Source organism: Actinoplanes sp. NPDC051343 (assembly GCF_044455125.1).
GTDB lineage: Bacteria > Actinomycetota > Actinomycetes > Mycobacteriales > Micromonosporaceae > Actinoplanes.
On the sequence record NZ_JBITEL010000001.1, the window covers coordinates 351,450 to 377,934 of the forward strand.

Below are 26,485 nucleotides of genomic sequence, written 5' to 3' on the forward strand. Positions count from 1 at the left end.
ACGCCCAGCCACACACCGAAGCGGCCGCCCGGTCGGCGGCCGCTTCGTGGTTTTCCTCAGCGATGGGACTTGAGCCAGTTCTTCACCGCAGTCACGACCTGCTGATCGGGCGAACCGAAGTCGGGGTGGAACTTCGAGGTGACGTTCATGGTGTGCGCCATGCCCGGATAGGTGATCAGCGTGTGATCCTGGTTGCCGGCCGCGGCGAGGGCGGCGTCGGCGACGATCGCTACGCGGGCCGGAGTCTGGATGTCGTCCTCACCGTTGAGCAACAGCACCGGGCCGGAGAACTTGGGTAGCGCCTGCGACACGTCCGGGAACCGCGCGATGTCCTTGGCGTAGCTGACCACGTACGGGGTCAGGCCCGGAATGTTGGGGTAGTCGTCGATGTCGGTGGCCTTGCGCAGCACCGGGCCGGCCTCGGCGTCGATGGCGATCTGACCGTCGTGGTCGGTGTCGGTGCCGGCCCGCACCTTCTTGCCGTCGAGCAGGACGGAGCGGAACTGGTCGGCGGTCTCCTTCGGCTGGCGGAGAAGGCCGTTGGCCGCCTCGGTGGCGGTCAGCCGACCGTCGCCGTTGACGTCGAATTCATCGTGCAGCTCCACCAGCAGGCGGCCGTAGATCTGGAAGGTCAGCAACTGTTTGACCGGCTGACCGACGACGCCCATCGCGATCACGCCGGCCGGCTGCGGGATCCCGAACTTCTTCGGGGCGGCGGACAGGTTGGCGGCCACGTTGGTGCCTTCGCTGTGGCCGAGGAGGAAGATCTTCGACGGGTCCACCTTCGGCGACCGGGCTCCGAAACGGATCACCGAGGCGGCGTCCTTCTGGATCTGGTCGTACGGGTTCTTCGGGTTCAGCTGGGCCGGATCGGTGCTCTCCACCGGCCCGACGTCGGTCACACCGCGCTTGTTGAAGCGCAGCGTCGCGTAACCTTCCCGGCCGGCCGCCTGTGCGAGCGGAACGAACGTCGAGCCCTTACCCTCCGGCATGGTCTGATCCATGTCGTTGAGTCCGCTGCCGTGCAGGAAGACGACGAGCGGCAGACGGCCTTCGGCGTTGCTCGGGTAGGTGAGCTCGGCCTTGGTGACCCAGCCCTTGCCGAAGTCGATCCGCACCTGCTCGCGGGTGATGCCCTCCCAGCCGGATCTCGCGGCGGCTGTGGCGGTCTTGACGTCGCCGGTGCGGGCGGTGCCGGTGACATCGGCATTGGCGACTCCCACGCCCGCGGCGAGGATGGCGGCGGTGGTGAGGCCGATCGTCAGCTTGCGGTAGTTGTTCGTGGTCATGCCGAAAACGCTATTTTCTGCCGCGGCGAGGATCCATCCCGGCAGCTACCCATCTACGGGTACAGCTGCCTGTACCCGTTCGGCGTTCCTATGGCCAGGCGAAGGGCGTCAGCTCGCCGGGATGGGCTTGCCGAGCATGGTGCAGACCGCCGCGTCGACGACGCGCTGATCCGCTACCGCGATGGCGTCGGTCTTGGCCCCGAACTGGGTGGTGGTGACGACCGAGACCGTCTTCTGCCCGGTCGCGTCGGTGTAGTTCTGGCTGCCGAAACCGGGGATGCCGCCGGTGTGACCCCAGACCGTCCCGCACCGGTTGGTGTACGTCATCAGGCCGAGACCGTAGCGTACGGTCCCCTGGCTGGTGGGATCCACGACGGTGGTGCGCATCTGAGCGAGTTGCGCCTTGGGCAGCAGCCGGCCGGACAGCAGCGCGGACAAGAAACGATCCCAGTCGCGCGGCGTGGCGATCATCGCACCGGCCGCCCACGTGTAAGTGGGGTCGTACCCGGTGACGTCGACGTGTCCGGGCCGGGCCGGGCCGTAGAACTGGGTGCCGGCGGGCGTGCCGAACTTCTTCAGGATCGGCGCGACGTTGGCGGCATCGGGCTCGTAGCCGTGGGCGAGGTGGTCTCCGTCGCGGGACCGGCCGTCGGTCGCCAGATAGGCGTCGTTGAGGCCCAGCGGGCGCAGGATGCGGCTCCGCAGCAGGTGGCTGACACTGTCGCCGGTGACCCGCTCGAGGATCAGCCCGACCGCCACGTAGTTGGTGTTGCTGTACGAATAATTCGTCCCCGGGGCGAACAGGACCGGATACTTCGCGGCGGTCGCGAGCAACTGCCGAGGTGCCCAGGCGCGCTGTACCTTGCCGGTGACCGCGTTGAGCACATCCGTATCAAAGCGGCCCCTCTCAAGGTCGAAGAAGTAGTCGGGCAAGCCGCTGGTGTGGTTGAGCAGCATCCGCACCGTGACCTTCTGACCGTTGGCGACGGCACCGGGCAACCACTTTTCCACCGGATCGGTCAACTTCAGACGGTGTTCGGCGACCAGCTGCAACGCGACCGTGGCCACCATCGTCTTGGTGTTGGAACCCATCCGGAACTGGTCATCGGCCGACAGACGGTGATCCGCCCGCGTCCAGTCCGCCTGTTTGGCGACAGTCACCGGCGGCCGCCGGCCGTCGTCGATGCGGATGACGACCCCGGGCGCCCCCGCGTCGACGTCGCGCTGAGCCAGCGCGTCCAGCGCCGCGCCCGGTACGACATGGCCGGCCGGCGCCGTCGACGTGCCCGCCGCGGAACCAGGTGTACGGTCTGCGGCCGCGCATGCGCCCAACCCCAGCAACCCGGTCAGAGCCACCGCAGCGGTAGCCGCCCTGACCGTCTTCGTCACGCGCTTGTACGAGCTCATGTCCCTGCTCCCTACTCATCGTCGGGCTACGGTCGGCGGGTCGCTCACTCGTAACCACGAATCCGAGACTAGGAAGCAGCGAGCCGTGTGAAGTCCCCCGCCAGCGGGGCCTCGACCGCCCGGCATTTAGCTCGCACGGGGGAACCGCCGACGGGCGCCGGCTCTCGGCCTATCGACGTTCGAGGGCAGCGAGCCAGGCCGGCACCGGGGATCCGGTTCGTACGTGAATGCTGTCCGGCTCGATCCGGCGGACGTGCCAATTCGGCCGGAAGGTCTCGATGATTTCGGCTTCGGTCAGCTTGTAGGGCGTGGTCGGTGTCGTAATCCGGTCGTTGAAGCCGAGCAGAAAGTATTTGCCGCCGGTCGGTACCGTAGCGCTGAGGACGGCCTGGAACACTCCGCGGTCCCGGGGATGGAGATTGTGGAACAGGCCGCAGTCGAGCACCGTCTCGTACTGTTCATCCAGCTGGTCCAGTTCGAAGACCGAACCGACGACGAAGCGGGCGGCCAGGCCCCGCTCGGCTGCCTTCCGGCCGGCGATCTCGATAGCGTTCCGCGACAGGTCAATCCCGGTGGCGGGAAAGCCAAGGGAAGCAGCCAGCAGGGCGTGTTCGCCGGTTCCGCAGCCAACGTCGAGCACGCGCCCGGTGAGCAGGCCCTGGTCCGCTAGGCGGCGGAGGGCCGGCTGGGCGCGCCCGATGTCCCACGGCGGTGGTGGACCCGCATAGTCGTCGGCAACCGTCGAACCGTTGGCATCGTCAGGCACGTACGGACTCCGAATTGCCATGAGCTCGCGACCGGCGCCGCGACCCGTCGGGGCCTGCGCGGCGCCGGTCGGCGTCTCTACGGATGGAATACGTTGAAGTAGTCAGGCGGGAGTTTGTTCAGCCAGGTGTGAGTCACCGCGGTCCAGCCGACCCGGGAGATGTCGGCCTTGCCGTCGCCGTCCATGTCGGCGAATTGGATGTCCGCGGGTGGCAGGCCGCTGTCCGGAGCGATGCGGCCGATGTCGCGGAACGTCCCGCTCGCGCCCCGGGGCCCGTCGTTGATCCACGCCCGCGCGCCGCCGGCGGCGGTGATCAGAATCCGGTCGGCGCGCTTGTCGCCGTTCAGGTCGGCGTACCGGATCTGGCGTGGGCTGGCCAGGGCATCACCGATGTGGATCGGCGGGGCCCAGTTGAGATAGTCGATTTTGTCCGGGCCGTTCTCGTCCGGCGCGTCGGGGTTGGTCCAGGTCGTGAAGTCCCGGTTGGCCCACATGCTCGTCGAGTCGTCGGGCCCGATGAGGATGTAGTCGTCGCGTCCTCCGCCGGTGACGTCGGCGAAACGGATCCTCGAATTCGGATCGATGTCGAGCGGCACGCCCGGCTTGCCGTCCTTCGACCCTTGCGCGTACACGTTGGCGTCCCCGGCGTAGGTCTTCATGCACATCCGTTGCCCGGACGGTGCGTCAGCCTTCCACGTATGCACCTTCACCCGGCCCTTGAGATCGATGACCATGCAGTCCGGGAAGCCGTCCCCGTCGACGTCGCCGAAGCGCAGGGCGTTGCCGACCGCGCCCGCGGCCGGGACGTAGGAGTTCTGCCCCTCGACGAAGGGCGTCCATGTCGACGTACCCGAGGGCCCGCTGTTCCACCAGAATCGGAAGTGCTGGCTCGGGTCGACGGTGACCAGCTCCGCCTTGCCGTCCTTGTTGATGTCGACGAGCCAGTGGCTCTCGTTGTTCGGATGATTCTCGGCCTGGATGACGCCGTGGTCCTCCCAGTTGGGCCCGAACTTGTTCGCTGCGGTGCCGCCGGCGCCGTCGTCCTTGAGCCCGCACGGGTTCGATGCCGCGTTGGCGGCCTGCGGGTTCGGTGGCGCGATCCACCCGGCGTCCAATGCTCGGGTGGCTGCTTTGACGAACGCGTCGGAGATCTTCGCGTAGCCCTGATCAGTGGGATGGATACCGTCCGGGCCGACGTCGGAGGGCTGCAGCCCTGTGGTGTCGGCGTAGACCACGGACAGGCCGTCGGTGACCAGGCGGTCGACCAGCCCGGGAATCTGGGCGGTGAACGTCTTCGCCTGGGCGTCGACCTGCTGCCAGTCCTTGAGCGGGGCGTGGAACGGCTGCATGCCGGCCACCAGCACAGTGACTCCCGGAGAATCGGCGCTGACCTGCCGGATGAGGCTCTCCAGCCGGGCCGGCGCCCCCGCCACGTCCACTGAATTGATCATGTCGTTGCCGCCCGCGATCAGCGTGATCAGGTTCGGCTGATAGGCCGGCACGGCGCATTTCGCCTTGCCGGCGATGTCGGAGAGGATGAAACCCGGCCAGCCTTCGACCTCCCGATCCGTCATCGTGCCGACTCGGACCGAACCGACCCAGTCCACCGTCTCGGGGTCATCGGTCGGGTTGTCCCGGTTGATCAGATCGGTCAGGCCGTTGCCGGCCATCTCCCGATAGCCGTTGCCGTCCGAACTACCCTGGCCGTACGTCGTCGACGACCCGAGACCCATCACCCGCAGTTGGTTGGTCGGCCCGACTCCGCTGATGCGCTGAATCCACGGCGCGACGTCCTCGACCGGCACCGCCAACTCCAAGCCCTCGTCGTCGTCGAATCCGACGTAGACCGCGAAGATCCGTCTTCCCGCCTTGATACCGCCCCCGGAGTCTCCAGGCTGAGGGCCGCCCTGCTGGATGTCGTCCAGGGACATCCGCTCGTTGGGGAGGTTCGGCTCGCGGGTGTTGCGTACCCGCAGTGTCGCTACCTGCAGGGTTGGTTGCGGCTGGGGCCCGCCCGTCGCCCAGCCGCGCAGGGCGACGTCCGCGCCCACGGCCGGCACACCCAGGCCGTAACTCTCCACCCAGTTGGGTTGGCTCACCGGCGCCGTCAGTTGCACCAGCGCGACGTCATGGTCAGGCTCGTAATAGATCGCTTGCACCGTATGCACTTCGCCCTGTCCGCCTCGCCGGTTACCGGCGAGGACAAGCGAGTTGGCCGGCGAGCCGCCCGTGAGGGTGAAGCAGTGCTGAGCGGTCAGCACCCACTGCCGACCGATCAGCGTGCCGCCGCACTCGAAATCCGGGGGTGCGCCGATCTGCCCGGTCGTCTCGACATAGATCTGCACCTGGCCGTCGAGCGTGGCCGAGTTGCGCCCGCCCACGATGGCCCGCGCCGGCGTCACGGTGCCGAACACCAGGGTGATGACGGTCAGGCAGACGGCGAGCACACGTCTCCGGATGCCGGCCGGAGCCGTCCGCCACGGTGAATTGCCTACGCCGGTGCGCCGGTTGTGCCCGGCCCCCGTTTCCGTATCCATGCGGCCGACGCTCCCAGCCGGTCTCTACTGGTGCGAGGAAGTCAGAGCTTCGGGCACGGGATCGTCCCGTAAGGACAGCCGAAGGGGTCGGCGACGTCCGGTCGCGTTGCCTCAGGCACCGGCGACGGCGGTGACGCCGGCGCGGGTCCCGACGTAGGCGCGGCCGCCGGACAGGGTGGGCGACGCGAAGTTCGGAGCCTGGCCGACGCGTACCTGTGCCAGCACCGCCCCGGAGCCCGGGTCGAGGGCGTACAGCACGCCACCGAAGTAGTCGACGACCCAGACGGCGCCGCCGCCGATGACCGGCGAGCCCTCCGCGGGTACGTTGATGCCGGCTCGCCAGAGCTCACGTGCCGTGCCGTCGGAGCCGATGGTCACCGCCCGCGGCCCGGTGGTGCACGGCAGATAGATCGTGTTCCCGGCGACCGCGCTGCCGCCGAAGGCGTCACATCCGTTGTTCAGCTGGGAGACCTGACCGCCGATGCCGCCGAGGTTGTCGCGCCGCAGCACGTAACCGATGCCCGCCTTGCCGTCCGCGTAGACGAACTGACCGACCAGGGCCGGGCTCATCGACCCGAGATCCGCGTCTCCGGCGTTCTGGGTCGCCCAGTCGGAGGGGGCGAAGAAGTCGGTCCGCTGCAGGTCCGGCGAGAGCGCGATCACCGAGTCGCTGCCGTCGTACGTGGTGGTGGACTCGCCGTTCCCGACCGCGTACAGCAGGTGGTTGCCGTCGACGACGCCGCCGGCGGTCCCCCAGATGCCCGCCTCGCGGCTGGTCGGAATCGCGTAGCTCAGCTTGCCGGTGCCGGCCGTGGTCAACGAGACCACCGAGCCGATGTAGTCGCTGCAGTCGCCGAGCAGGCCGCCGTAGCCGATGTAGACGCGTCCGTTCAGCAGGGTGAGCGCGCCGCGCTGCTGGTGTGCCTTCGGGGTGCCCAGCGGCGGCTCCGCCGCGGCTCGCACCTCGACCACCCCGGTGCCGGCGTTGATCCCCAGCAGCGTGTGCGCGCCACCGGCGGTCTCGGCGAGGGCGAACACCCGGTTGGTGGCCGGGTCGTACACCATCGTGCTGGTGATTCCCAACGGGTTGATGTTGCCGCAGGGCAGGTCGGACAGCGGCTCGGGCTGGCCGACATGCGCGGACCACACGACGGCCCCGGTGTCCGGGTTCAGGGCGTAGACCGTGTCGTTCTCGGTGGCAGCGAAGATCCGGCCGCCGACCACCAGCGGCTGACCGTAGACGGCACCGTCCAGCGCAGCGTTCCAAGCCACCGACAGCGTGGAGAGGGGCGCGAGATGGGTGGCGTTGCCGTCGCGCGTGTTGTTGCCGTGGTAGGTCGCCCAGTCGTCCGCGCCGGTCGGCGGCGTGGTGGGCGGCGTGGTCGGCGGCGTGGTCGGCGGCGTGGTCGGCGATGTCGGTGTGGGGGAACCGGTCACGCCGCCGGTACAGAGGACGCCGTTGAGCGTGAAGCCGGCCGGCACGGGGTTGCTGCCGGTCCAGGAGCCGTTGAACCCGAACGCAACCCCTGCGTTGGTGCCGATGCCGGCGTTGTAGCTGACGTTGCGGGCCGTGACCTGGGTGCCGCTCTGCGACACCGATGCGTTCCAGGCCTGGGTGACCTTCTGACCGGCCGGGTACGCCCAGGTGAGCGTCCAGCCGTTGACCGGCTCGCCGAGATTGGTGATGGACACGTTCGCCCCGAAGCCGCCCTGCCATTGCGAGGTGACGGTGTAGGACACCGAGCAGCCGGCGGTAGCGGCGTGCGCGGACAGCGCGACGCCACAGACCCCCAGCAGCGTACCGGCGAGGACGGCGGATCGAGCCCGGATGGAGGCGTGCATTTCGTGGGGTCCTTTCGACGCACGGGCAACTCAGCAGAACGCACAGTCGACGCGTGTGTGGTCCTGAGGTCGCCCACGTCGGCCGCAGGCATCGACACAAATCACTATCCTCGGACGGCTCCGTCCCGGCAACAAGCCGCCCGGGCCGTTCCTTGTGAGCCGGTGTCCCACCGGTGATGACGAGCGTGCAGTGACCGTAAAGGCAGAAGTTCATGCACGAGACGCGCGAGGCCGGATCAGATCGCCCACGTGTACCCGTTCCCCGGGGCGACGACCGCCACTGCGCCGGCGATGATGTGCGCTCGGATGAGCCCGCGAAGCGCCGGCTGGCTGGAGTTCGGTGAGGCACGGGTCCGGGTGCACCTCGCCCATCTGACCGACCACGCCGACCGCGGAGCCCGTGTCGTCGATCAGCAGCTCAACGTGCACGGGGTACTTGACCTGCTGGTCGCGGACGCCTCAGTGATGCCCGACATCCCCGGGCCCAGACCAACCTGCCCGCCATGATGATCGGCTACCGGGCCGCCGAATTCCTCGGCCGGTGATCAGTGACGAGATCCGGGCTCGGGCCCAGGTCCGGGGTGTTCGTGGGCGAACAGATAGCGGTGCCGGGACGGGGAGATGCTGGTAGAGCGGCGGAAGTGAGCGCGTAGGTTGGCCGGTGTGCCGAGACCGACGCGGCCCGCGATCTCCTCGATCGGCAACGTCGTGGTCTCCAGTAGTTCCTTGGTGCGAGCGATCCGCTGGGCGTGTAACCATGCCAGCGGCGTCGCCGCGGTCCGCTCCTGGAAACGGCGGTGAAAATGCCGAGGCGACAGGTTCGCCCGCGCCGCCATCTGGGCCACCGTGATCGGCCGGTCCAGGGCCGAGAGCATCCACTGCTGGGCGGCGGAGATCGCGTCGTCGCCGGGCGGGACCGGAGCCGTCTCGACGTACTGGCTTTGTTCGCCGTCGCGGCGAGGGGCGGCGACAATGCGCCGGGCGACATGGTTGGCGACAGTCGGGCCCAGATCCTTGCGCAGCACGTGCAGGCACAGGTCGACGCCCGCGGTGACACCACCCGAGGTGAGCACCCGGCCGTCGTCGACGAACAGCGCCGTTGAATCGACCGTGACGTCCGGGAACTGGCGGCCCAGCTCGGCGCCGAGCGACCAGTGCGTGGTGGCGGTCCGCCCGGTCAGGATGCCGGCCTGTGCCAGCGCGAACGTCCCGGAGCAGATCGAGATCATGCGGGCGCCGTGGGCGTCGGCGGCACGGAGAGCATCGAGCATTCGCGGATCGAGCCGGCGGCTCGCCGCCTCGGCGTAACCGGGAATTATCACGGTATCGGCCGCGCGCAGCAGACGCAGATCGCCTTCCGGGTTCAGGGTCAGGCCGCCGGCCACGGCGACCTGAAGACCATCGACAGTGGCCGTGACCACCTCGTAGAACTCTGGCGTTTCGCGGGCGAACACGTGCATCGGGATGGCGAAGTCCAGCGGCAGAACCTGATCGAGCAACAGTACGGCGATCCGATGCCGAGCCATGGCACGATCCTATCGCCGGAGGGCAGAACTGCCGCTGTCGAGCCGCCGACCAGCTGCGGAAGCTGATGCTATGAATTCCACGAAACCTACTGTGGTCCTCGTTCACGGGGCTCTCACGGGCCCGGACATCTGGCACCGCGTGATCGCCGAGCTGCAGCGACGGAGCTTCACTGTTCTCGCTCCGGTGATGCCGTTGCGCTCTCTTGCCTCAGATGTCGCGTGCCTGCGAAGTTTCCTCGAGTCCGTCGAAGGGCCGGTCGTGGTCGCCGGCCATTCGTACGGAGGATCCATCATCTCCGACCCGGCGGCGCTCACCGCGGCCGTGCGTTCGCTGGTGTTCGTGACAGCGTTCCAGCAGGATCACGACGAGTCGGCCGGCGAACTGAATTACCGGTTCCCGGGAAGCCGGCTCACCGCGGAAAACACCATGACCCGCCGGTACCCCGGCGGCGCCGACATGTACCTGCGTCCCGAGAAGTTCGCTGAGGTGTACGCGGCTGACCTCGATAACGCGACCGCGGCGGTACTCGCCGCCGCTCAGCACCCCATCGATCCGGCTGCCCTGGGCGAAAAGCTCAGCGGCCCGGCGACCTGGCGTTCCTTGCCGTCCTGGACACTCATCGGAACCGCGGACGTGTCGATCCCCACCGAGCTGCAGCGGTTCATGGCCGAGCGCGCCGGATCAACCGTCGTCGAGGTCGCCTCCACGCACGCCGTGCCGCTGGTGCACGTGGAAGAGACCGCGAATCTGATCGTCTCGGCAGCGAGCTAGCCACTTCGACCGTCGATCAATGGCCTCCGCCGGCCGGGCCGTGCCGGCCCGGACCGGGCTTGGTCACCTTGCCCTTGCCCTTGCTCGGCTGGATCGTCACGCCGCCGTTCTTGATGGTCCGGCCGCTCGGGTCGGTGCCGGCGGCCGTGCCGGCCGGGCAGTCCGAATCGATCGGGTCGCCGATCGAGACGTCGAAGCCGGCGCCCTCGATCTCGGACTTGGCCGCGCCGATCGCCTGGCACGACACGTCCGGGATCGACCGCTGATCGCCCAGGGCGATCTTCTTGTCGCCGGGCTTCTTGAACTGCACGCTCGGCTTGCCCTTCATGAAGTCGCGCAAGGTGTCCATCACCGCGGTGTTGACCATCGGGTGCGACATCTGGTCGGAGTGGTTCTGATAGTCGGGATTGACCATGTAGCCGGCGACGACCAGGGACGTCGTGCCCGCGATCAGCGCGGCCGTCTTGCTCTTGTCGGTCGTGCCGGTCTTGCCGAACACCGGATGCCTGACCGTTCCCCGCACATCGCCGGCCGTGTGGTAGCCACCGCAGCTGCCGAGCTGGGCCGAGTCACCGACCGGGCAACGCGCCGCGTCGAGCGCCGCCCGGGCCACGTCCGAGCTGGTCGCCCGGATGCAGGACGGCTTACCGATGTCCAGCTTCTCGTTGTGCTGGGTGGTGATCTGCTCAACCGGGGTCGGCGAACAGTACATGCCGTCGCCGGCCAGCGTCGCGTACGCGTTGGCCACGTCGAGCGGAGTCGAGGCCGACACGCCCAGCGTGAAGGCGCCCCACTGGTTGGCCGAGGCGGGATCGTTCGCGTAGCCGGCGTCCTGCGACGAGCGGAACTGGATGCCGAACCGTTTCGCCACCGCGACCGCGTTCTGCGCTCCGACCTTCTCCTCCAGCGGCACGAAGAACGTGTTCACGGAGCGGCCGAACCCGGTCCACATGTTGTATCGGCCGGCCTCGCCGGGATCGGAGTTGGTCGGGCACCAGAAGTGGGTGCCAGGGCAGGCCGAGTCGCTACCGGCCTGGATGATGTAGTGCGTCTTGGCCTGCACCGGCGCGTTGATCTGGTAGCTGAGCGGATAGCCCTTCTCCAGGGCCGCCACCATGGTGAAAATCTTGAACACCGAGCCGGCCTGGTAGCCGTCGATGTCACCGCCGCCGGTGATCAACGGGTTGGTCGTGTTCGGATATGAACCGCGCTGGTGGTGGCGGGCCTTGGCCGGGTCGGACGAGATCCTGTTGGCCGGATGCGACGGGTCGTCGAGCTTGTATTTGCGGTTGGCCGCCAGTGCACGGACCTTGCCCGTACCCGGCTCGATGCCGGCGATCAGGATCGCGTTCTTGCTCGTGTCCTTGATCTCGTCCGAGACCTCCTTGCGCGCCGAGTCCTGCGCGGTGACATCCATCGAGGTCACGATGCGGTAGCCGCCGCTCTTCAAGCGGCGCTCCCGGTCGTACGCCGTGGCACCGAACTGCGGCTGACCCATCCACCACCGGTAGAAGTAGTCGCAGAAGAAGCCCCAGTTGTTCTTGGCCACCGAGACGCAGCCGTTGCCGACCGGCGTGACCTTCTTGGGGATCGGCTCCTTGAGCGCCTTGTCGGCCTGAACCTGCGTGATGGCACCCGCCTGCACCATGCCCGGGATCACGTAGTTGTTACGCCGGTCCTTGATCTGCTTGTAGCCCAACGGGGTGGTCGGGTCGAAGCCACTCGGCGCCTTGACCATGCCCGCCAGCATCGAGGCCTGACCGATCGTCAGATCCTTCGGCTTCTTGTTGAAGTAGACCTGGCTCGCGGCGAACACCCCGTACGTCCGGTTGCCGAACGGCGCGATGTTCAGATAGCGCTCCAGGATCTGCGCCTTGGACAGCTCCTTCTCCAACTGCAGCGCGTACTTCATCTCGGTGACCTTGCGCTTCGGAATGTCAGCGGTCGCGGCCACGACCTCATGCGAGTCGGTCGCCGAGTATTCCAGCGACAACCGCACGAGCTGCATCGTGATCGTCGAGGCGCCCTGCTTCGAGCTGCCGTTGTTGTTGCTCACGAAGGCGCGGGCGACACCCTTCAGATCCACGCCCTTGTGGTGGTAGAACTCGCGGTCCTCGGCGGCGATGATCGCGCCCTGCATGTACGGCGAGATGTCCTTGAGCGGGACATCGCTGCGGAACTCGTCGTAGAACTGCGAGATCTGGGTCTTGCCGTCGGACGCGTAGATGCGGGTGATCTGGGGCGAGGTGTAGGCCTTCAGCTCGCTGGGCAGGTTTTGGAACGTCGTCCCGCCGGCCTTCGCGGCCAGGCCCGACATGGCGGCAGCCGGGAACACCGCCGCCGCGACGACGATTCCGGTCAATAGCCCGCAAATCGCCAACGCACTCGCATTGGCGAAGATGTTGTGATCGCGTCTGCGCATCCAGGAGCTCACCGGTGCAAAATACTCATTGAACACAACCCATGGAAGGTCGTGTTCTCCTTGAGACGATTTCGTCATCCGGCGGCACCGGGAACGCTCAGGCCGGGACGACGATTCCGCGGCCGACCGCGCCGCCGATCAGGTCGCTCACCGCGTCGTTGATCCGGTCCAGCGGATAGTGCGTCCCGACGAGTTGGTCGATGGGCAGGCGCCCGGCCTGGTACAGCGCCAGCAACTTCGGTACGTCCAGCTGAGGGTTGGACGACCCGTACAGACTGCCGACCACCCGGCGCTCCCGCTGCACCAGCGGATTCAACGGCAGGCTCAGCTCCTGACCGGCCGTGCCGAGGCCGATGGCCACCAGCGTGCCGCCGGGGCGCAGCGCGTCGAAGGCCTGCCGCAGGGTGGCCGGCCGCCCGATCGCCTCGACCGCGTAGTCGAATCCGTCGGCGTCGATGTCGGCCAGCGCACCGGCCACGTCCTCGGATCCGGCGTGCACCACGTGCGTCGCGCCGAGCCGGGTGGCCGCCTGCAGCCGCTCGGTGACCATGTCGACCGCGACGATCGGGTACGCCCCGGCCAGCACCGCGCCCATCACGACGGACAGGCCGACTCCTCCGGCGCCGAAGACGACCAGGCCCTGCCCGGCGCACGGTCCGATCGCGTTGAGCACGGTGCCGACGCCGGTGATGACCGCGCAGCCGGTGATGGCGGCGATGTCGGCGGGCACGCCCGGCGGGATGGGCACCACGGCCCGTTCCGAGACGATCGCGTAGTCGGCGAAGCAGGAGACGCCCATCAAGTGGTGCACGGTGGTCCCGTCGGGCCGGCGCAGGCGGGTGGTCCCGTCCTGTAGGCCACCGGACGCGGCGTGGATGGCGCCGGACTGGCACAACGCCGGCCGGCCGGTGAGGCAGTAGCGGCACCGTCCGCAGCGCGGCCGCCACATCAGTCCGACCATGTCCCCCGGGCGTACGGCGGTGACGTCCGGCCCGACCGCCACGACCTCGCCCGCGCCTTCGTGCCCCGGCACCACCGGCATCCGGCTGGGCAGGTCGCCGGTGAGGTAGTGGTAGTCGCTGTGGCACACCCCGGCCGCGTCGATCCGCACCAGCACCTCGTCCCGGGCCGGGTCGGCCAGGTCCAGTTCCTCGACGGCGAGCCCGGCGCCCGGTCGCTCGAGCACGGCCGCCCGGATGCGCCTCGTCATCGGACTGCCCCTTGGTGCTGGACCTGCCCGGCCGTACGGGAAAGGAAGTACCCGGAATCGGTGCCGTCGCCCTGCCAGATCGCCAACCGGCTCACCCGTTCAGAAAGTTTTCGTGGTTGTTGCGAAAACGTTGCCCTGGACGGCAGCATATGAGCGGGGAAGATCCGGGGTCAAGAGAGCTCTCTGCTGCTAAGTGACGGTCCGAAAAGTTTCCGAACTCCATGGAGAATGCACATGACGAGCGAGTACGCCACCTACCCGTCGTTGCGTGGGCGGGCCGCGTTCGTCAGCGGTGGCGCGTCGGGACTGGGCGAGGAGTTCGTGCGGCAGCTGGCCGGCCAGGGCGCGCGGGTGGCGTTCGTGGACATCGACGGGGACCGCGGCACGGCCCTGCAGCGCGAACTCGGCGAGGACACCCTGTTCCGGCCGTGCGACGTCCGGGACATTCCCGCTCTGCAGTCCGCGCTGGCCGCGGCGGCCGACCGCTTCGGCCCGGTCCGAGTGCTGGTGAACAACGCCGCCGACGACCGGCGCTACCGGGTCGACGAGTTCGACGTCGCGCTGTGGGACGACCGGATGGCGGTCAACGTCCGGCACCACTTCTTCGCCGCCCAGGCGGTCGCGCCCGGCATGCGCGACGCCGGCGGCGGGTCGATCATCAACCTGGGCTCGATCAGCGCGCACATCGACCTGCTCGAGCTCCCGGCGTACATCACGGCGAAGGCCGGCATCGAAGGCCTGACCCACACCCTGGCCCGCGAGTTCGGCCCGTGGCAGATCCGGGTCAACTGCATCGTCCCCGGCTGGATCATGACCCAGAAGCAGCTGAACCACTGGGTCACCCCGGAGGCGGAGGCCTCGATCGTGCGCAATCAGTGTCTGCCGGGCAAGCTGTACCCGGACGACGTGGCCCGGATGATGCTGTGGCTGGCGGCCGATGACTCCCGGTCGTGCACGGCGCAGCAGTGGATTGTGGACGGTGGGTGGATGTGACGACGGCGCAGCAGGTGACCGAGGTGGTCACCGATCATGGCGAGGGCCCGTTCTGGGACGCGGCGGCCGGTCGGCTCCTGGTGGTCGACATGCTGGCCGGGGCGGTGGTCGCGGTGGTGCCGGGCGGTGACGTCTCCCGGTACGAAGTGGGCGGGGTGGCAGCAGCCGTACGGGCCCGGGAGGCCGGTGGTTACGTGCTGGCCACCGAACGCGGATTCCAGCTTTTCCAGGCCGACTTCACGCCCGACGGCCCGCCGATCACGGCGTTCGACGACCCGGCGATCCGGATGAACGACGGCGGCTGCGACCCGCAGGGCCGGTTCTACTGCGGCACGATGGCGTACGCGGCGACGCCCGGCGCCGGTGTGCTCTACCGGCTCGACCCCGACCTGACCGTGCAGAAGGTGCTGACCGGCGTCACCATCTCCAACGGCATCCAGTGGCCGGCCGACGGACGCCATGTGTGCTACAACGACACCCCGACCGGCCGGGTCGACCGGTACGCCTTCGACCCGGAAGCGGGCACCTTCGGGGCCCGCGAGACCCTGGCGGCCATCGACCCCGCGCAGGGTCAGCCGGACGGGATGGCCCTCGATGCCGAGGGCGGCATCTGGGTGGCCCTGTGGGGCGGCGGCGCGATACACCGGTACGCGAGCGACGGCACACTGACCGAGCGGATCGCCGTGCCGGCCCGGCAGACCACCGCCTGCACCTTCGACGGTGGCACCACGCTCTTCATCACCACGTCGCGGGACGGCCTGGGCAACGCGGCGGAATCCGGGGCCGGTGCGGTGTTCGCCGTCGATGTCGGGGTGGAGGGAGCCCGGCCGTACGCCTTCGCGGGCTGAGCCCGCCGGAAAGCGCGAGCATGTACGGTGCCGGCGTGAAGGTTGTGACTTTCGCCGACCGGCCGGATCTGCACGACATGGCTGACGACGTGTTCAAGGAACGCTGGCCGGAGTTCATCTTCCACGACGACGTACCCAAGAAGTACATGGGCCGGGTCCGGCAGCACTTCGGGCACTTCGACATCATGGTGCTCGACGACGATGCGGTGGTCGCCGGCGGTTGGGGCGTACCGATTCCGTGGACCGGCGACGCCACCGATCTGCCGTCGGGTTATGACGATGCGCTGGTCCGAGCCGTGCAGGCACGGGAAGCCGCCGTTCCGGCCACCACGCTGAGCTTCATGGCGGCCGCGGTCGGATCCGCGCATGACAAGCGTGGTCTGGCCACGGTCGTTCTTCAGGAGCTGACGCGACGGGCCCGCGAAGCCGGCCTGGTCCATGTGATCGCTCCGCTGAGGCCGACGTGGAAGCACCGGTACCCGACGGTTCCGATGGACGAGTACGCCGCGTGGACGCGCTCGGACGGGCTCTCGATCGATCCGTGGATCCGTACCCATCAACGGATGGGCGCGCGCGTGCTCGGCCCGGCAGCGAAGTCCATGGTGATCGAAGGCACCGTCGCGGAATGGGAGCAGTGGACGGGCATGGCCTTTCCCGTCACGCGGGAATACGTCGTCCCGGACGCGCTGAACCTGGTCTCGATCGACCGGGAACGGGACCGCGGTGTCTACGTCGAGCAGAATCTCTGGGTTCAGCACTGCTGAACCCGGAGACCGTCGAGTCAAGCGGCGTCGGCGGCGAGGTATGCGTCGTGCGCTTCCCGGCCGTAGTACGGGTGCCATTCCCGCCCGCTGCCGGAGACGCTGATGTTGCCCGTCTGCGTGCCGATGCCGTTGGAGGTGTTGAAGTTCTGCAGGAAGGGGCCGCCGCTCGACCCGCCGGTCTGAATGCAGTCGATGCCCCAGATGCCCCCGCCCGGGTGCCCGCCCTCGAAGGCCTCGGTTCCGGCGCACCAGTTGAGCCGTTCGCCGTTGCCTTCGGCGTCGGAGCCGCCGTAGCCGAAGGAGTACACGTACTGCCCCGGGCTCTGGTCGAAACCGATGCCTTCACCGCCCACGGTGTCGACGAGGCTGCGCCCGTTGAGCGCACTCATGGTGGCGAAGGCGGCGTCCCAGGTCGGGTCGCTGTTGCCGATGCGCTGCGACATCCAGTGCAGGGAGCGGGCCGTGAACGTGCCGTAAGGCCGGCTTCCGCTGTGGTAGCCCGGAATGAAGACCCAGTTGCGGTACACCTCGCCGGTATTGGCGTCGACGACGCAGTGTCCGGCCGTCGCGACGACAGATCTGTTGCCGCTGTTGACCGCGTCGCCCGAGCAGGCGTACGTGCCGGAGTTGTTGCTGAAGAAGACCTTGCCGGCCGTCGTCGAGATGAGACCGCCGGAGTTCCATGCCTGCGGCGAGGTGCTGTTCAGGTGCGGGCTCTGCGTGGAGCGCACGGATGCCCTCGGTAGTGCCGGCGGCACCACGCTGGGCTGCAACGGTTTGATCTGACTGGGGTGCGGCGAGGCCACCGCTTCGGCTGCGGGGACTGCGAGAGCATCAGCGTCCTTGGCCGCAGCCAGCCGTTGCGGGGTCCAGAACGCCAGGGCGGCCTCCTGCTCGCCGGACGAAACGGTGACATCGTGGGCCCGGCTTCCGGGCGCGGCTGACGCCGCCGGGGGTGCGTACGCCATTACACCGATCACGATCCCGGCGAGGCAGAGCGGAGCCAAGCGTCTCATCACAACTCCTCCGTTGAAGGCCCGGCATGGATGCCATTCGATTCATCAGCATCGATGTATTGGCAATGTTGCGACCGGATGACAACGATGTCAAGAGTTCGCGCCTTCGCCGCGTGTACGGCATGCGCGGCCTGATTCGGCGGTTATGTGAGTTTGCCGGACGGCCCGTGCCACTGCAGGAGCAGGACGGTGGCGTCGTCCTGAAGGCAGTCGTCCTGATGTTCGAGGATGGCGTGAACGAGCCGGCGGGCGGTCTCCGCAGCGGGAAGGTGGTCGGCGAGGGCTCGCCGGGCGTATTCGACGAGCCGGTCGACGCCGAAGCTGTTGCCGTCGCGATCACGGGCTTCGGTGATGCCGTCGGTGTAGAGCAGCACCTGGTCGTCCGGTTCGAGCGCCTCCTGGACGATGACCGGCGGCCGGCGGTCGCCGAGGGTGACCGGCAAGGCGGTGGGGGTGGGCAGGACGGTGACGGCGCGGCCCTGGCGCAGCACGATGCCGCCGGGATGGCCGGCCGAGATGACCTGCAGGACGCCGGTGTTCTGGTCGAGTTCGGCGAGGACCGCGGTGATCATGCCGGTGCGGTCGTGGTTCCGGACGGCGTCGTCGAGGTGGTGGTAGGTGGCGGTGAGGTCCATGCCGGCCCGGCGGGCGTTGCGGTAGGCGGCGATGGCGATGGACGCGAGCACGACCGCGCGCATGCCGCCGGCGGAGCCGTGGCCGACGGCGTCGAACAGTGCCAGGTGGGCGGTGTCGCCGTTGACGGCGTAGTCGAAGGCGTCGCCGCCGACGTCGTAGCAGGGCTCGAGGATGCCGGCGATGACGGTGCGGCTGGTGGCGAACGTCAGTGGCGGGAGTTGGGCGCGCAGCATCTCGGCGGCCAGTCGCATGGGTTCGCGGCGACGCAGCCGTTCGATGGTGTCGCTGTAGAGGTCGCAGGTGACGACGAGTTCCCCGACCAGGGCGGCGACGGTGGCGCAGTCGGCGACGGCCTGCTCGGTCAGCGGCTCGTCGGCGAAGACCTGCAGGACACCCATACGTTCGCTGCCGTCGAGCAGCGGAACCCACACCTCCTGGCCCGTGGTGTCCGGTTGGCTCGAAACGGGGACCAGGGTGCGGTAGGCCCGGCCGGCCAGGGTGCCGTCGATCGGCATCGGCCGGCTGACCGGCGACCGTTCGCCGGCCAGGGGCATCAGTTCGCGTTGCTGGTGGTCGACGACATAGATCACCATGGCGGTCACACCCAGCAGCGGAGCGGCCTGCATGACCATGTCTGCGAGATCTTCGGCGCGGGCACGGTAGCCCTGACGGATCAGCTGCCGCACCGCATCGAACGCACTCACCGTGACCTGCTTCCCGGGGCTGGTCCGGCACCTGCCCAGCCGCCGATTCAACCAGAACCTGGTCAGTTGTGCCGACGGCATGGTGTTGCCATGGTCACGGTGCCGGCCGGGAACGAGCCGGCGTTGCACCCGAACCGTCGCCGATGACCGCTAGTAGCTTTCCAGCATCTCCCGCCGCTGCGCGATCAGTTGTTCCTGGTGGGCCAGCCGGTCACGGACCTGCCGGACCCGGTCGTGAAGCGCGGCGCAGTCGCCGGTCGGGTGCTCGCCGCCTGCGCACGGAAGGATCTCCCGGATGACCTCCGACGGCAGGCCGGCGCTGTAGAGGTCCTGGTTGAAGGCGACCCCGAGTACGGCCTGCTGGTCGTACTCCCGGTAGCCGTTGCCGAGCCGCACGGCGGGCAGCAGACCCTGCTCCTCGTAGTAGCGCAGGGCCCGGGTGCTCACGCCGGTGACATTTACCAGGGTGCTTTCCGGGAGACCGGCGCACCGTAGTCGGACAGCGTCATGGTGACGTCCCGGCGGATGGCGGGGGTGTCGCCCTTTCCCGGTTTGTCGATGTGCAGCCTGATCGAGCTGACCCGGCCCTCGAATAATGTGACGGTTCCGGTGATCCCGGGACTGCGGAACGCGTACGTCGGGTTGCCGCCCGCGCCGCCCTGTTGCACCGAGGAGACGTGCTTCAGGTCGTCCAACAGGCTGAGGGGGTTCGCAGTCAGTAGCCCATGCGCGGCTGTCGTGCCACTGCACGTGAGGAACTCGGCCGCGTCGCCCTTACCGATGACGTAACGGTGATTCCCTTCCTTGAGGTACCGCACTCCGTTGATTACCCAGTGCTCGGTCAGCCCGTACTTCGAATACCCGGTCTGGGTGGCGAGGTCGATGACACCCGTACATTTCGACTTCTCATTGCCCGTTTCACCGGGCAGCTTCGGCTGTACCAGGTCGGATTCGTAGCGGAAGCTGGTCGACGTAGTCAGTTCGATCGCGGCAGCCAGTGTCAGGGCCGGCCGCACCGGCACCGCTGACGTCGGCGCGGCGGCCGGCTGACGGCGGGCTGAGGCATTGAGGCCGATGCCGACAGTCGTGGCCACAGCAATTGTCAGCAGACCGGCGATGGACATAACCGTGGCGTTACGGCGGCGGCGCCGGCGGGTCCCTCGGGCGATGAGGTCGTCGATCGGCGGTTCCCCGGTGGGAGCCTCTTGCGCCCAGTGCTGCAGCGACGTCCTGAGCTGGTTCTCGTTCATCGGATTTCGTCCCCTGATCAGCCGTGGATCTCGATGTGGGAGGTCTCCGCGCGCAACTTGGCCAACGCGCGGGAATGAGTGGACTTGAGTGCGCCGACCGAACAACCCAGCACGGCGGCCGCGTCCTTCTCCGTCAAATCCTCGAAGTACCTCAGGAAGATCACTGCTCGTTGCCGGCGAGGAAGGCGAAACATCGCGCGGTGCAACGCGTCGTCGGGTTCGACGGGCACCGAACGCCGGTCGGCCCGGTCCGGCGCCTCGGCCACCGGTTGTTCGCGCTGCCACCGGCGCCACCGGCTGACATTGCCGTTGACCAGCATCCGTCGCAGGTATGCGTGCGGGTCGCCGCGGCGCGCCACGGATCGCCACCTCGCGTACAGCTCGACCAGGCAGCCCTGCAGCAACTCCTCCCCGTGCTGGCGGTCACCCGTCAGCAGAGTCGCTGTCCATAGGTAGCGATCCCAGCCCGCCCGGACGAAGGCCGCGTAGCCGGAGTCGGATGGGGCGAACAATTCGCGTTCCTTCACATCTCCTCCACGCAGGAGCGGGCTCTATGGTTTACCGCTCGATTCATCGAATTTCGCGGACAGAGCCATCCGGATGGCAGGATCAGGCCCATGAGCTCTGAGGTGGTAGGGGTCCACGTGAGCCCGGCGCATACGTTCAGCAAGCAGTCGGTGCAGTCCATCACGCTGCGCGAGGGGCTCGGCGTCGAGGGCGACGCCCACTTCGGGGCCACCGTGCAGCACCGGTCCCGAGTGGCCGCGGATCCCTCGCAGCCGAACATGCGCCAGGTTCACCTCATCCACGCGGAGTTGTTCGACGACCTCGCTGAGGCAGGTTTTCCCGTGATGCCCGGCAATCTCGGAGAGAACATCACGACGCGTGGCATCGACCTGCTCGGTCTACCCGTCGGCGCACGCCTCACCATCGGGTCAGCGGTCATCACCGTCGCCGGCTTGCGCAACCCGTGCCAACAGATCAACAACTTTCAGCCGGGGCTGCTCAAGCACGTCGTGCACACCGACGATGCCGGGAACGTGGCACGCCTCGCCGGTGTCATGGGCATCGTCTCGCGCAGCGGCCGGGTCAGCGTCGGCGATCACCTTCAGGTCGAGCTTCCGCCCCCGCCGCATCACCCGCTCACGCGCGTATGAGGTTCGACTCTCGACAACGAGACCGCCCCACAGGCGCCGAAGCATGCTGAGGCCGAAGCCGCGCCTGGATGCGTGCCGCATGAAGTTTCGGGCGTCCAGGTACGAAAGACCACCTCGCCGACCGGACCGGCTCAACCCGAGCTCGGCAAAGTCTGCCTGGGCTGATCGCCGGCCTTGGTCATAGCTAATGGGTCACCCCGGAACATCGACAGCGATCTCGGCACTGCTCCGCCCAGCGAGCAGCAGCCAAGGCTCACGGCGAGCTTTTATGCTGTCACCGTGAAGGTTCCCCGGCCGGTACGCCGGCGCTTGACTGCCGTACGGCTCAGCGTTTCCGGCGCGATATCCGTCGTTCGCTCAAAGATTGCCACACGCGGCACCAGCAGCGATTTGCGCACGCGAATAAGTGATCGTAACCGAATTTTTCTACTCGTATCCAACATCTATCCCGCGATTCTCGGCACAATGATATGGGAGCTGATTTCTCACGCGCCCTCAAATTTCTTGTCCTGGGTTGCAACACTGTTCATTGTCGCCCACTTCTCGCTTGACCTGCTCTATCTGAAGGTAAATCTCGACGACGCCCGAGACCACTTCCAGTACGGCTGGCTCCTGTTCTTTACCGACGTCGCCATCGTAGGCCTGATCCGGCTCGCCTTCGGAACGATCTCCGGCCTGTCCCGCTCGCCGAACGCCGTCGTCAACCCGATCTCCGCGTTCGCCATGATCTACCTTCTGTACGTGCTGTGGGAGTACATCTACTATTGGTTTAACGGTGACGAAAAGCCTTCTCCCGCCTCATCTGTCAAGCACTACTGTTATCTCGCCGTGTGGTTCATACTGTGGGCTGCCATCTATGCCGTCTGCATCGACGCAGGTTGGCTCGGCTGGGTCCGCACCGTCGCGGTGACCGCATTCCTCGCGGGCGTCGCTGTAGCGTGCGCCGAGCTCTACTGGAGTGTCTTCCTGGCCGTCAAAGATGCGCAGAAAGGTGCGACGGACGTCCGAGAAGAGGTAAACCGATGATCGGTTATCAGACCCTCAGTATCGAGCTCGTGGGACCCGAATCGACGCCCGCCGCGGCGGCGAAGCTGTCGTCGTCTGTGCGCTGGCGGGACGAATCCGATGCCCGCACGCTCGTCGTCAACGTGCTGGTCCGGCATGCGGCAGCAGTGCTTGAGGTGCGGCACCTTGTCCAGCAGGTCGACGCTACCGCCGCCACACACCGCGACCGGCCCATCCTCCGTGTCTACTGCTTACCCCGGGACGATCTCCATCAGCTGATAGCCGTGCTGGCGGAGACTGACACCCGGACACCACGGATCGAGGTCGTACGCGTTCTTGACCATCCGCTCGAGCCTCGGCGTCTCGCGCAGCTCACGCGCGAGGCAGCCGCCGCGGAGGACGCGCTGCTGCAATTCTGGGCCTATCTGGCACTCCCCTCGGCCAGTGAGCTCGTCGGGCTGGCTGGTCTACTGCGTGACGACCACCGCATGTTCCGACGGTTCCCCATAGTCGAGGTTCCGGGTCCATTCACGATGGCGGACGCCGACCCGATCGCCGCCTTCTGGCGGCGGTACCCGCAAATGCAGCAGGCGTCCGCCCGGAGCCTGAACGGCCGGGTGGCGACTTTCTTCGAGCTCTTCGAATACGCTCGCCTCACGCGACTCGGCTTGATGCTCGCCCACGACGTCGACGATGGACTGTCTTCGGCGTATCACCGCTGGCTAGACGGCAACAACCTGCTGGCCACGGAACCGCGCCTGGACACGGGCGTTCTTGAACACGACGTCGATCTGCTCTCTGACAGCCACGAATGTCAGTCGCCGGTCTTCGCCTTCGCCGGCATCGCTGCACCCGAGGACTCCCGATGACGACGACGGTCCCGCTCAGGCGCAGCAGGCGTACGGGCAAGCAGGCCGATGTTTGTCTCATCAAGCTCCCCAACCACAACATCGACTATCCACACCTTGCGACGCCGACGCTCGCCGCCCGGCTGCGGTCCCAGCAGTTCACCGTCGAGCAGGTCGACATCAACGTGGAACTTCACGACTACCTGCTGACATCGGATGCACTCCAGCGTGTCGAGAAGGAACTCATCCCGCAATTGCTCCGAGCCGAACGCGGAGAGATCACCGAGGTGCGCCGCCTGCGCCGGTTTCTGGAACAAGTCAACAACATCGGCCAGACGATCGGCTTCACCGCGATCGAGCAGCAGAAGGAACTCATGCAGCGGCGCGATTACGCCGCCGTCTTCGGGCATGACGCCACGCTGCCACCGCTCGCAGTGTTCAACGTGGCCAGTATCAACAGGATCCTCGTCGACCGTGCTCTCGCCCTCGACACGCTGGGCGAGCCGAACCTTGTCTCGCAGTTCCTACACGAGCAGGCGGCCCGGCTGGCCGCAATGGAACCAGCCGTCGTCGGCATCTCACTTCTCCAGATCCAGCGTCGTGCGGCGATCTGGTTCGCGAGAAGGCTCAAATCGATGGGCGACATGACGATCGTCATCGGCGGGCCGGACGCAACCAGTTTCGGCGCCGACTACCTGCGCGCCTACGAGTGCTTCGACGCAGCCTTCCAGTTCGAGTCCGAAGAGAGCTTCGCTCGGTTCATGAACGGTGTTCCGGTCGCGGAGATCCCGGGGATGGCCTATCGCGACTCCGCCGGCGAGGTCCGCGAGCATCCTGCTGACCATGACAAGGCACGGTCGACGTTCCTGCCCGATTTCGACGGCCTGTCACTCAATAAGTACCTGCTGCCGACCCTGCCCCTCAGCGCGTCCCGTGGTTGCGCGTTCGCAAAGTGCAAATTCTGCAATCACTTCCGCACATATTCTGATTATTACGAGAACGATGCACGAGCGACAGTTGACAATCTACAAACACTCTCGTCGCGCTATGGCACGCGTTATTTTCACTTCGTCGACGACATGCTCGAACATAGCCTCGGCACCGCGGTAGCGAACGAGATAGTGCGACGTGGCCTTGATCTGCGCATCATGACGTACGCCCGATTCGAGGCGAGATTCACGCCGACTGAACTCGACGTCTGGTCCCGAGCGGGCATCCGTTTGATCGAGTGGGGCCTGGAATCAGCGAGCCGTTCCGTGCTGAGGTCGATGAGCAAGGGAATAGCTCTGGGGAAGGTCGATGAGCTTCTTTCCGCGGCCAACCGCGCAGGTATCCTCTCTAAAGTGTTGATGTTCCACAACTATCCCGGTGAGTCGGTCGAAGATCTGCGCGAGAGCATCGACTTCCTGCGGCAGCGAACCATCGACCGGACGCTGCGCCCGTTCTTCGCAATTCGCGGGCGCTTCGAACTGCGGCTGGACACCCCGATCGAAGTGACGAGCCGCGATGACCCGGCCTTGATCCCCAAGCGCTTCGAGCGCAGCAGTTCACTGTCAAGCCTGATCGACTATCATGATGGTCCCGAATACGACGTCAAACGGACTGAGCTTGAGCGATTCCTGCATGAGATGGGCGCGCTGGTCGAAGCGCGTACGGTCTTGCCGGCGAACGACGACTACGTGTCGCTTGACCTCATCCTCCAGGACCTGAACAGCAACGGCGCCGATCTGGTCTGGCGACCCATCTGACGGATGAAGTCAGTTCGGCCAATGGACTCCCTCGGGTAAGGAAGCCGGGTCACGCGGGACCAAATCGGATAGCCGTCAGTGCTGACGGCTCGTACCGACCTCGGCAAGACCACGCACCAGCATGTTAGATGCCGCCGTCGTGCTGTATCGGCGCGACGGATGACGGCCCAGAGCCAGGTGCCGACCTTGGATACGCGGGCCGCCGAGCGGGGTGGAAACACCGGCACGCACCGGCGCGTCGTCGCGCAAACGCGGGTGCAACGCCTGGTCGTAGGGAGGTGCGGCCATCGTCGGGAGCCCATCTGCATCCGAGCCCTTCAGGGCAACCCCGGAAACCGGAGGGTCGTAAACATGCAGCGACTCACGCCGGCCCAGCTTCGCGCACCCTTCACCCCGACGGGCGGGACTGGAACCGGTCAAGACGATGGTCGGATCGGTTTGGAGATCGAGTGCGGCATCGTCCGGCCAATCACCGGCGCGGCCGTTCCCTACGGCGGCGCCGACGGAATCGAGTCGATCCTGCTCGACATCAGTCAGGCTGTCGACGGCGTCCCGCAGTTCCTGGACGGCCACCTCTACGCCATGCAATGCCCCGACGGCACACGGCTCAGCCTCGAACCGGGCGGCGCGATCGAGTACTCCTCCCCACCGGAGCCAGATCTGATCGCGCTGGTCGACCACGCCATGACCGCGCTTCAGCTGGTAGCTAAGGCGGCCGCGGGCCGCGATGCGGCGGTGCTCTGCGACGCACTCCTTCCGTTCACCGAGTTATCCAAGGCGCCGTGGATACCCAACCGTCGGGTGTGGCTGATGCGGGAGTGGTGGGAGGAGAGGGGCGCGGCCGGCGAGGCCAGCAAGGCGATCTCGGTGCTCACCACGTCGACGCAGTTGTCCTTCGACTTCGACGGTGGACGGGACTTCACTGAGAAGGTTCGCATGCAGATGGCGGTCTCGCCGATCGTTGCAGCGCTGTGCGTGAACTCGCCCCTGGCCGAGGGAAGGCTGACCGGTGTTGCCTCACGCCGAATGGAGTTGCTGCTGGCGGAGGACCCGGAACGGTCCGGTTTTCCCTCGTTCGCCATGAAACCGGATCTCGGCATAGACGACTTCGTCGCCTGGGCGCTATCTCGACCGATGCTCTATCGGTATCGGAACGGGCATTACGGACACGCGCCGAAGATGGCCCTCAAGGACGCAATGTCCACCGGCTTCCCGGACGGGACCTTTCCGACGGACGCGGATTGGGCATCGCAGCAATCGCAGTTGTGGCCATTCGTCCGTCCACGGCACACGCTCGAGGTGCGTTTGGCCGATGGGCCGCCTTACCCATATTTCGGTGCGTTGGCCGCGCTCTGGACCGGACTCACCTATCACCCAGAGTCGAGGGACTCGGCTTGGCGCCTCATGCGTGATCGTTCGCAGCCCGAGCAAATGGAGCTGACGGCCGAGGTGGCAAAGACCGGCCTGGAGGCCTTCTGCGGTCCGCGCCCCGTAAGGGACGTGGCGATCGAACTCGTCGAACTGGCTCGGGCCGGTATCGAGGCGCGGATTCGGGCGGGGCGGGAAAACAGGCGGGCGGTAAAGCTGCTGGAGCCGTTCGCTGACATTCTGCGGACCGGGGTTACATTCGCGGAGCAGAAGCAGAAGGCTTGGAACGGTGAACTTGGCGGGCGACCTGACCGCTACGTTGAGGCCTACCGCGTGCCCGTTGGCTGAAGAAGCGGCCACCAAGCGAGTGTGAGAGC

General features: G+C 67.2%; 23 protein-coding genes. 10 read left to right on the forward strand and 13 right to left on the reverse strand.

Annotation, left to right across the window (positions count from 1 at the left end; genetic code table 11):
- Window positions 1-56 precede the first annotated feature (56 nt).
- From ACIA5C_RS01520 to ACIA5C_RS01540, 5 genes are all read right to left on the reverse strand, one after another.
- On the reverse strand, window positions 57-1,289 hold the full coding sequence (locus tag ACIA5C_RS01520; RefSeq protein WP_396050076.1) for an alpha/beta fold hydrolase: 1,233 nt from the start codon (window positions 1,287-1,289) through the stop codon (window positions 57-59).
- 108 nt (window positions 1,290-1,397) lie between these two features.
- Complete coding sequence (locus ACIA5C_RS01525; RefSeq protein ID WP_396050078.1) at window positions 1,398-2,696, reverse strand: serine hydrolase domain-containing protein; 1,299 nt, start codon at window positions 2,694-2,696, stop codon at window positions 1,398-1,400.
- A gap of 169 nt (window positions 2,697-2,865) precedes the next feature.
- On the reverse strand, window positions 2,866-3,462 hold the full coding sequence (locus tag ACIA5C_RS01530) for a class I SAM-dependent methyltransferase (RefSeq protein WP_396050079.1): 597 nt from the start codon (window positions 3,460-3,462) through the stop codon (window positions 2,866-2,868).
- A gap of 77 nt (window positions 3,463-3,539) precedes the next feature.
- A complete protein-coding gene (locus tag ACIA5C_RS01535) occupies window positions 3,540-5,999 on the reverse strand; it encodes an FG-GAP-like repeat-containing protein (protein WP_396050081.1) in 2,460 nt (819 codons plus the stop codon).
- Window positions 6,000-6,110: 111 nt separating this feature from the next.
- Window positions 6,111-7,841 (reverse strand): cellulose binding domain-containing protein, encoded by a 1,731-nt coding sequence (locus tag ACIA5C_RS01540; RefSeq protein WP_396050083.1) that lies wholly within the window; start codon window positions 7,839-7,841, stop codon window positions 6,111-6,113.
- A 306-nt stretch (window positions 7,842-8,147) separates the two neighbouring features.
- Here ACIA5C_RS01540 and ACIA5C_RS01545 point away from each other — a divergent pair, with 306 nt between their 5' ends.
- A complete protein-coding gene (locus ACIA5C_RS01545; protein ID WP_396050085.1) occupies window positions 8,148-8,348 on the forward strand; it encodes a GMC oxidoreductase in 201 nt (66 codons plus the stop codon).
- A 38-nt stretch (window positions 8,349-8,386) separates the two neighbouring features.
- On the opposite strand, the gene ACIA5C_RS01550 is transcribed toward ACIA5C_RS01545, so the two are convergent.
- Window positions 8,387-9,367, reverse strand: a complete 981-nt coding sequence (locus ACIA5C_RS01550) for a GlxA family transcriptional regulator (RefSeq protein WP_396050087.1) — start codon at window positions 9,365-9,367, stop codon at window positions 8,387-8,389.
- Window positions 9,368-9,458: 91 nt separating this feature from the next.
- Between ACIA5C_RS01550 and ACIA5C_RS01555 the strand changes: the two genes are divergently transcribed.
- A complete protein-coding gene (locus ACIA5C_RS01555; protein ID WP_396050089.1) occupies window positions 9,459-10,139 on the forward strand; it encodes an alpha/beta fold hydrolase in 681 nt (226 codons plus the stop codon).
- 16 nt (window positions 10,140-10,155) lie between these two features.
- Here ACIA5C_RS01555 and ACIA5C_RS01560 read toward each other — a convergent pair whose 3' ends face one another.
- Both ACIA5C_RS01560 and ACIA5C_RS01565 read right to left on the reverse strand, forming a co-directional pair.
- Complete coding sequence (locus ACIA5C_RS01560; protein WP_396050091.1) at window positions 10,156-12,561, reverse strand: transglycosylase domain-containing protein; 2,406 nt, start codon at window positions 12,559-12,561, stop codon at window positions 10,156-10,158.
- A gap of 97 nt (window positions 12,562-12,658) precedes the next feature.
- A complete protein-coding gene (locus tag ACIA5C_RS01565) occupies window positions 12,659-13,771 on the reverse strand; it encodes a zinc-binding dehydrogenase (protein ID WP_396050093.1) in 1,113 nt (370 codons plus the stop codon).
- A gap of 234 nt (window positions 13,772-14,005) precedes the next feature.
- Between ACIA5C_RS01565 and ACIA5C_RS01570 the strand changes: the two genes are divergently transcribed.
- Genes ACIA5C_RS01570 through ACIA5C_RS01580 form a run of 3 tightly spaced genes read left to right on the forward strand, consistent with a single transcriptional unit; the run spans window position 14,006 to window position 16,376 of the window.
- On the forward strand, window positions 14,006-14,764 hold the full coding sequence (locus ACIA5C_RS01570) for an SDR family NAD(P)-dependent oxidoreductase (protein ID WP_396050095.1): 759 nt from the start codon (window positions 14,006-14,008) through the stop codon (window positions 14,762-14,764).
- A complete protein-coding gene (locus ACIA5C_RS01575) occupies window positions 14,761-15,612 on the forward strand; it encodes an SMP-30/gluconolactonase/LRE family protein (RefSeq protein ID WP_396050097.1) in 852 nt (283 codons plus the stop codon). Before ACIA5C_RS01570 ends, ACIA5C_RS01575 begins: the two co-directional genes overlap by 4 nt.
- Window positions 15,613-15,647: 35 nt before the next feature.
- A complete protein-coding gene (locus ACIA5C_RS01580; RefSeq protein WP_396050099.1) occupies window positions 15,648-16,376 on the forward strand; it encodes a hypothetical protein in 729 nt (242 codons plus the stop codon).
- A 17-nt stretch (window positions 16,377-16,393) separates the two neighbouring features.
- Here the strand turns inward: ACIA5C_RS01580 and ACIA5C_RS01585 are convergent, their stop codons facing one another.
- The 5 genes from ACIA5C_RS01585 to ACIA5C_RS01605 form a co-directional block, all read right to left on the reverse strand.
- Window positions 16,394-17,392: a trypsin-like serine peptidase gene (locus ACIA5C_RS01585; protein WP_396050101.1), complete on the reverse strand. Its 999-nt coding sequence runs from the start codon at window positions 17,390-17,392 to the stop codon at window positions 16,394-16,396.
- A gap of 143 nt (window positions 17,393-17,535) precedes the next feature.
- Window positions 17,536-18,732, reverse strand: a complete 1,197-nt coding sequence (locus ACIA5C_RS01590) for a PP2C family protein-serine/threonine phosphatase (RefSeq protein ID WP_396050103.1) — start codon at window positions 18,730-18,732, stop codon at window positions 17,536-17,538.
- A 150-nt stretch (window positions 18,733-18,882) separates the two neighbouring features.
- A complete protein-coding gene (locus tag ACIA5C_RS01595) occupies window positions 18,883-19,179 on the reverse strand; it encodes a MerR family DNA-binding transcriptional regulator (RefSeq protein WP_396050105.1) in 297 nt (98 codons plus the stop codon).
- An 11-nt stretch (window positions 19,180-19,190) separates the two neighbouring features.
- A complete protein-coding gene (locus ACIA5C_RS01600) occupies window positions 19,191-19,982 on the reverse strand; it encodes a hypothetical protein (protein WP_396050107.1) in 792 nt (263 codons plus the stop codon).
- Between the two features lie 17 nt (window positions 19,983-19,999).
- Window positions 20,000-20,494 carry a SigE family RNA polymerase sigma factor gene (locus tag ACIA5C_RS01605; RefSeq protein ID WP_396050109.1) on the reverse strand — a complete coding sequence of 165 codons (495 nt, stop codon included), beginning with the start codon at window positions 20,492-20,494 and terminating at the stop codon, window positions 20,000-20,002.
- A gap of 105 nt (window positions 20,495-20,599) precedes the next feature.
- Here ACIA5C_RS01605 and ACIA5C_RS01610 point away from each other — a divergent pair, with 105 nt between their 5' ends.
- The 5 genes from ACIA5C_RS01610 (at window position 20,600) to ACIA5C_RS01630 (ending at window position 26,456) form a co-directional block, all read left to right on the forward strand.
- Window positions 20,600-21,139: an MOSC domain-containing protein gene (locus tag ACIA5C_RS01610; protein WP_396050111.1), complete on the forward strand. Its 540-nt coding sequence runs from the start codon at window positions 20,600-20,602 to the stop codon at window positions 21,137-21,139.
- Between the two features lie 279 nt (window positions 21,140-21,418).
- The gene (locus ACIA5C_RS01615; protein WP_396050112.1) at window positions 21,419-22,165 is read left to right on the forward strand and encodes a hypothetical protein; all 747 of its coding nucleotides are present in this window, start codon (window positions 21,419-21,421) and stop codon (window positions 22,163-22,165) included.
- Window positions 22,162-23,013, forward strand: coding sequence for a hypothetical protein (locus ACIA5C_RS01620; RefSeq protein ID WP_396050115.1), 852 nt, complete (start codon window positions 22,162-22,164; stop codon window positions 23,011-23,013). The genes ACIA5C_RS01615 and ACIA5C_RS01620 overlap by 4 nt, the downstream gene beginning before the upstream one ends.
- Entirely contained in the window at window positions 23,010-24,740 is a 1,731-nt protein-coding gene (locus ACIA5C_RS01625) for a B12-binding domain-containing radical SAM protein (RefSeq protein ID WP_396050117.1), read from the forward strand. Before ACIA5C_RS01620 ends, ACIA5C_RS01625 begins: the two co-directional genes overlap by 4 nt.
- Window positions 24,741-25,091: 351 nt before the next feature.
- Window positions 25,092-26,456, forward strand: coding sequence for a glutamate-cysteine ligase family protein (locus ACIA5C_RS01630; RefSeq protein ID WP_396050119.1), 1,365 nt, complete (start codon window positions 25,092-25,094; stop codon window positions 26,454-26,456).
- The last annotated feature ends 29 nt before the right edge of the window (window positions 26,457-26,485 follow it).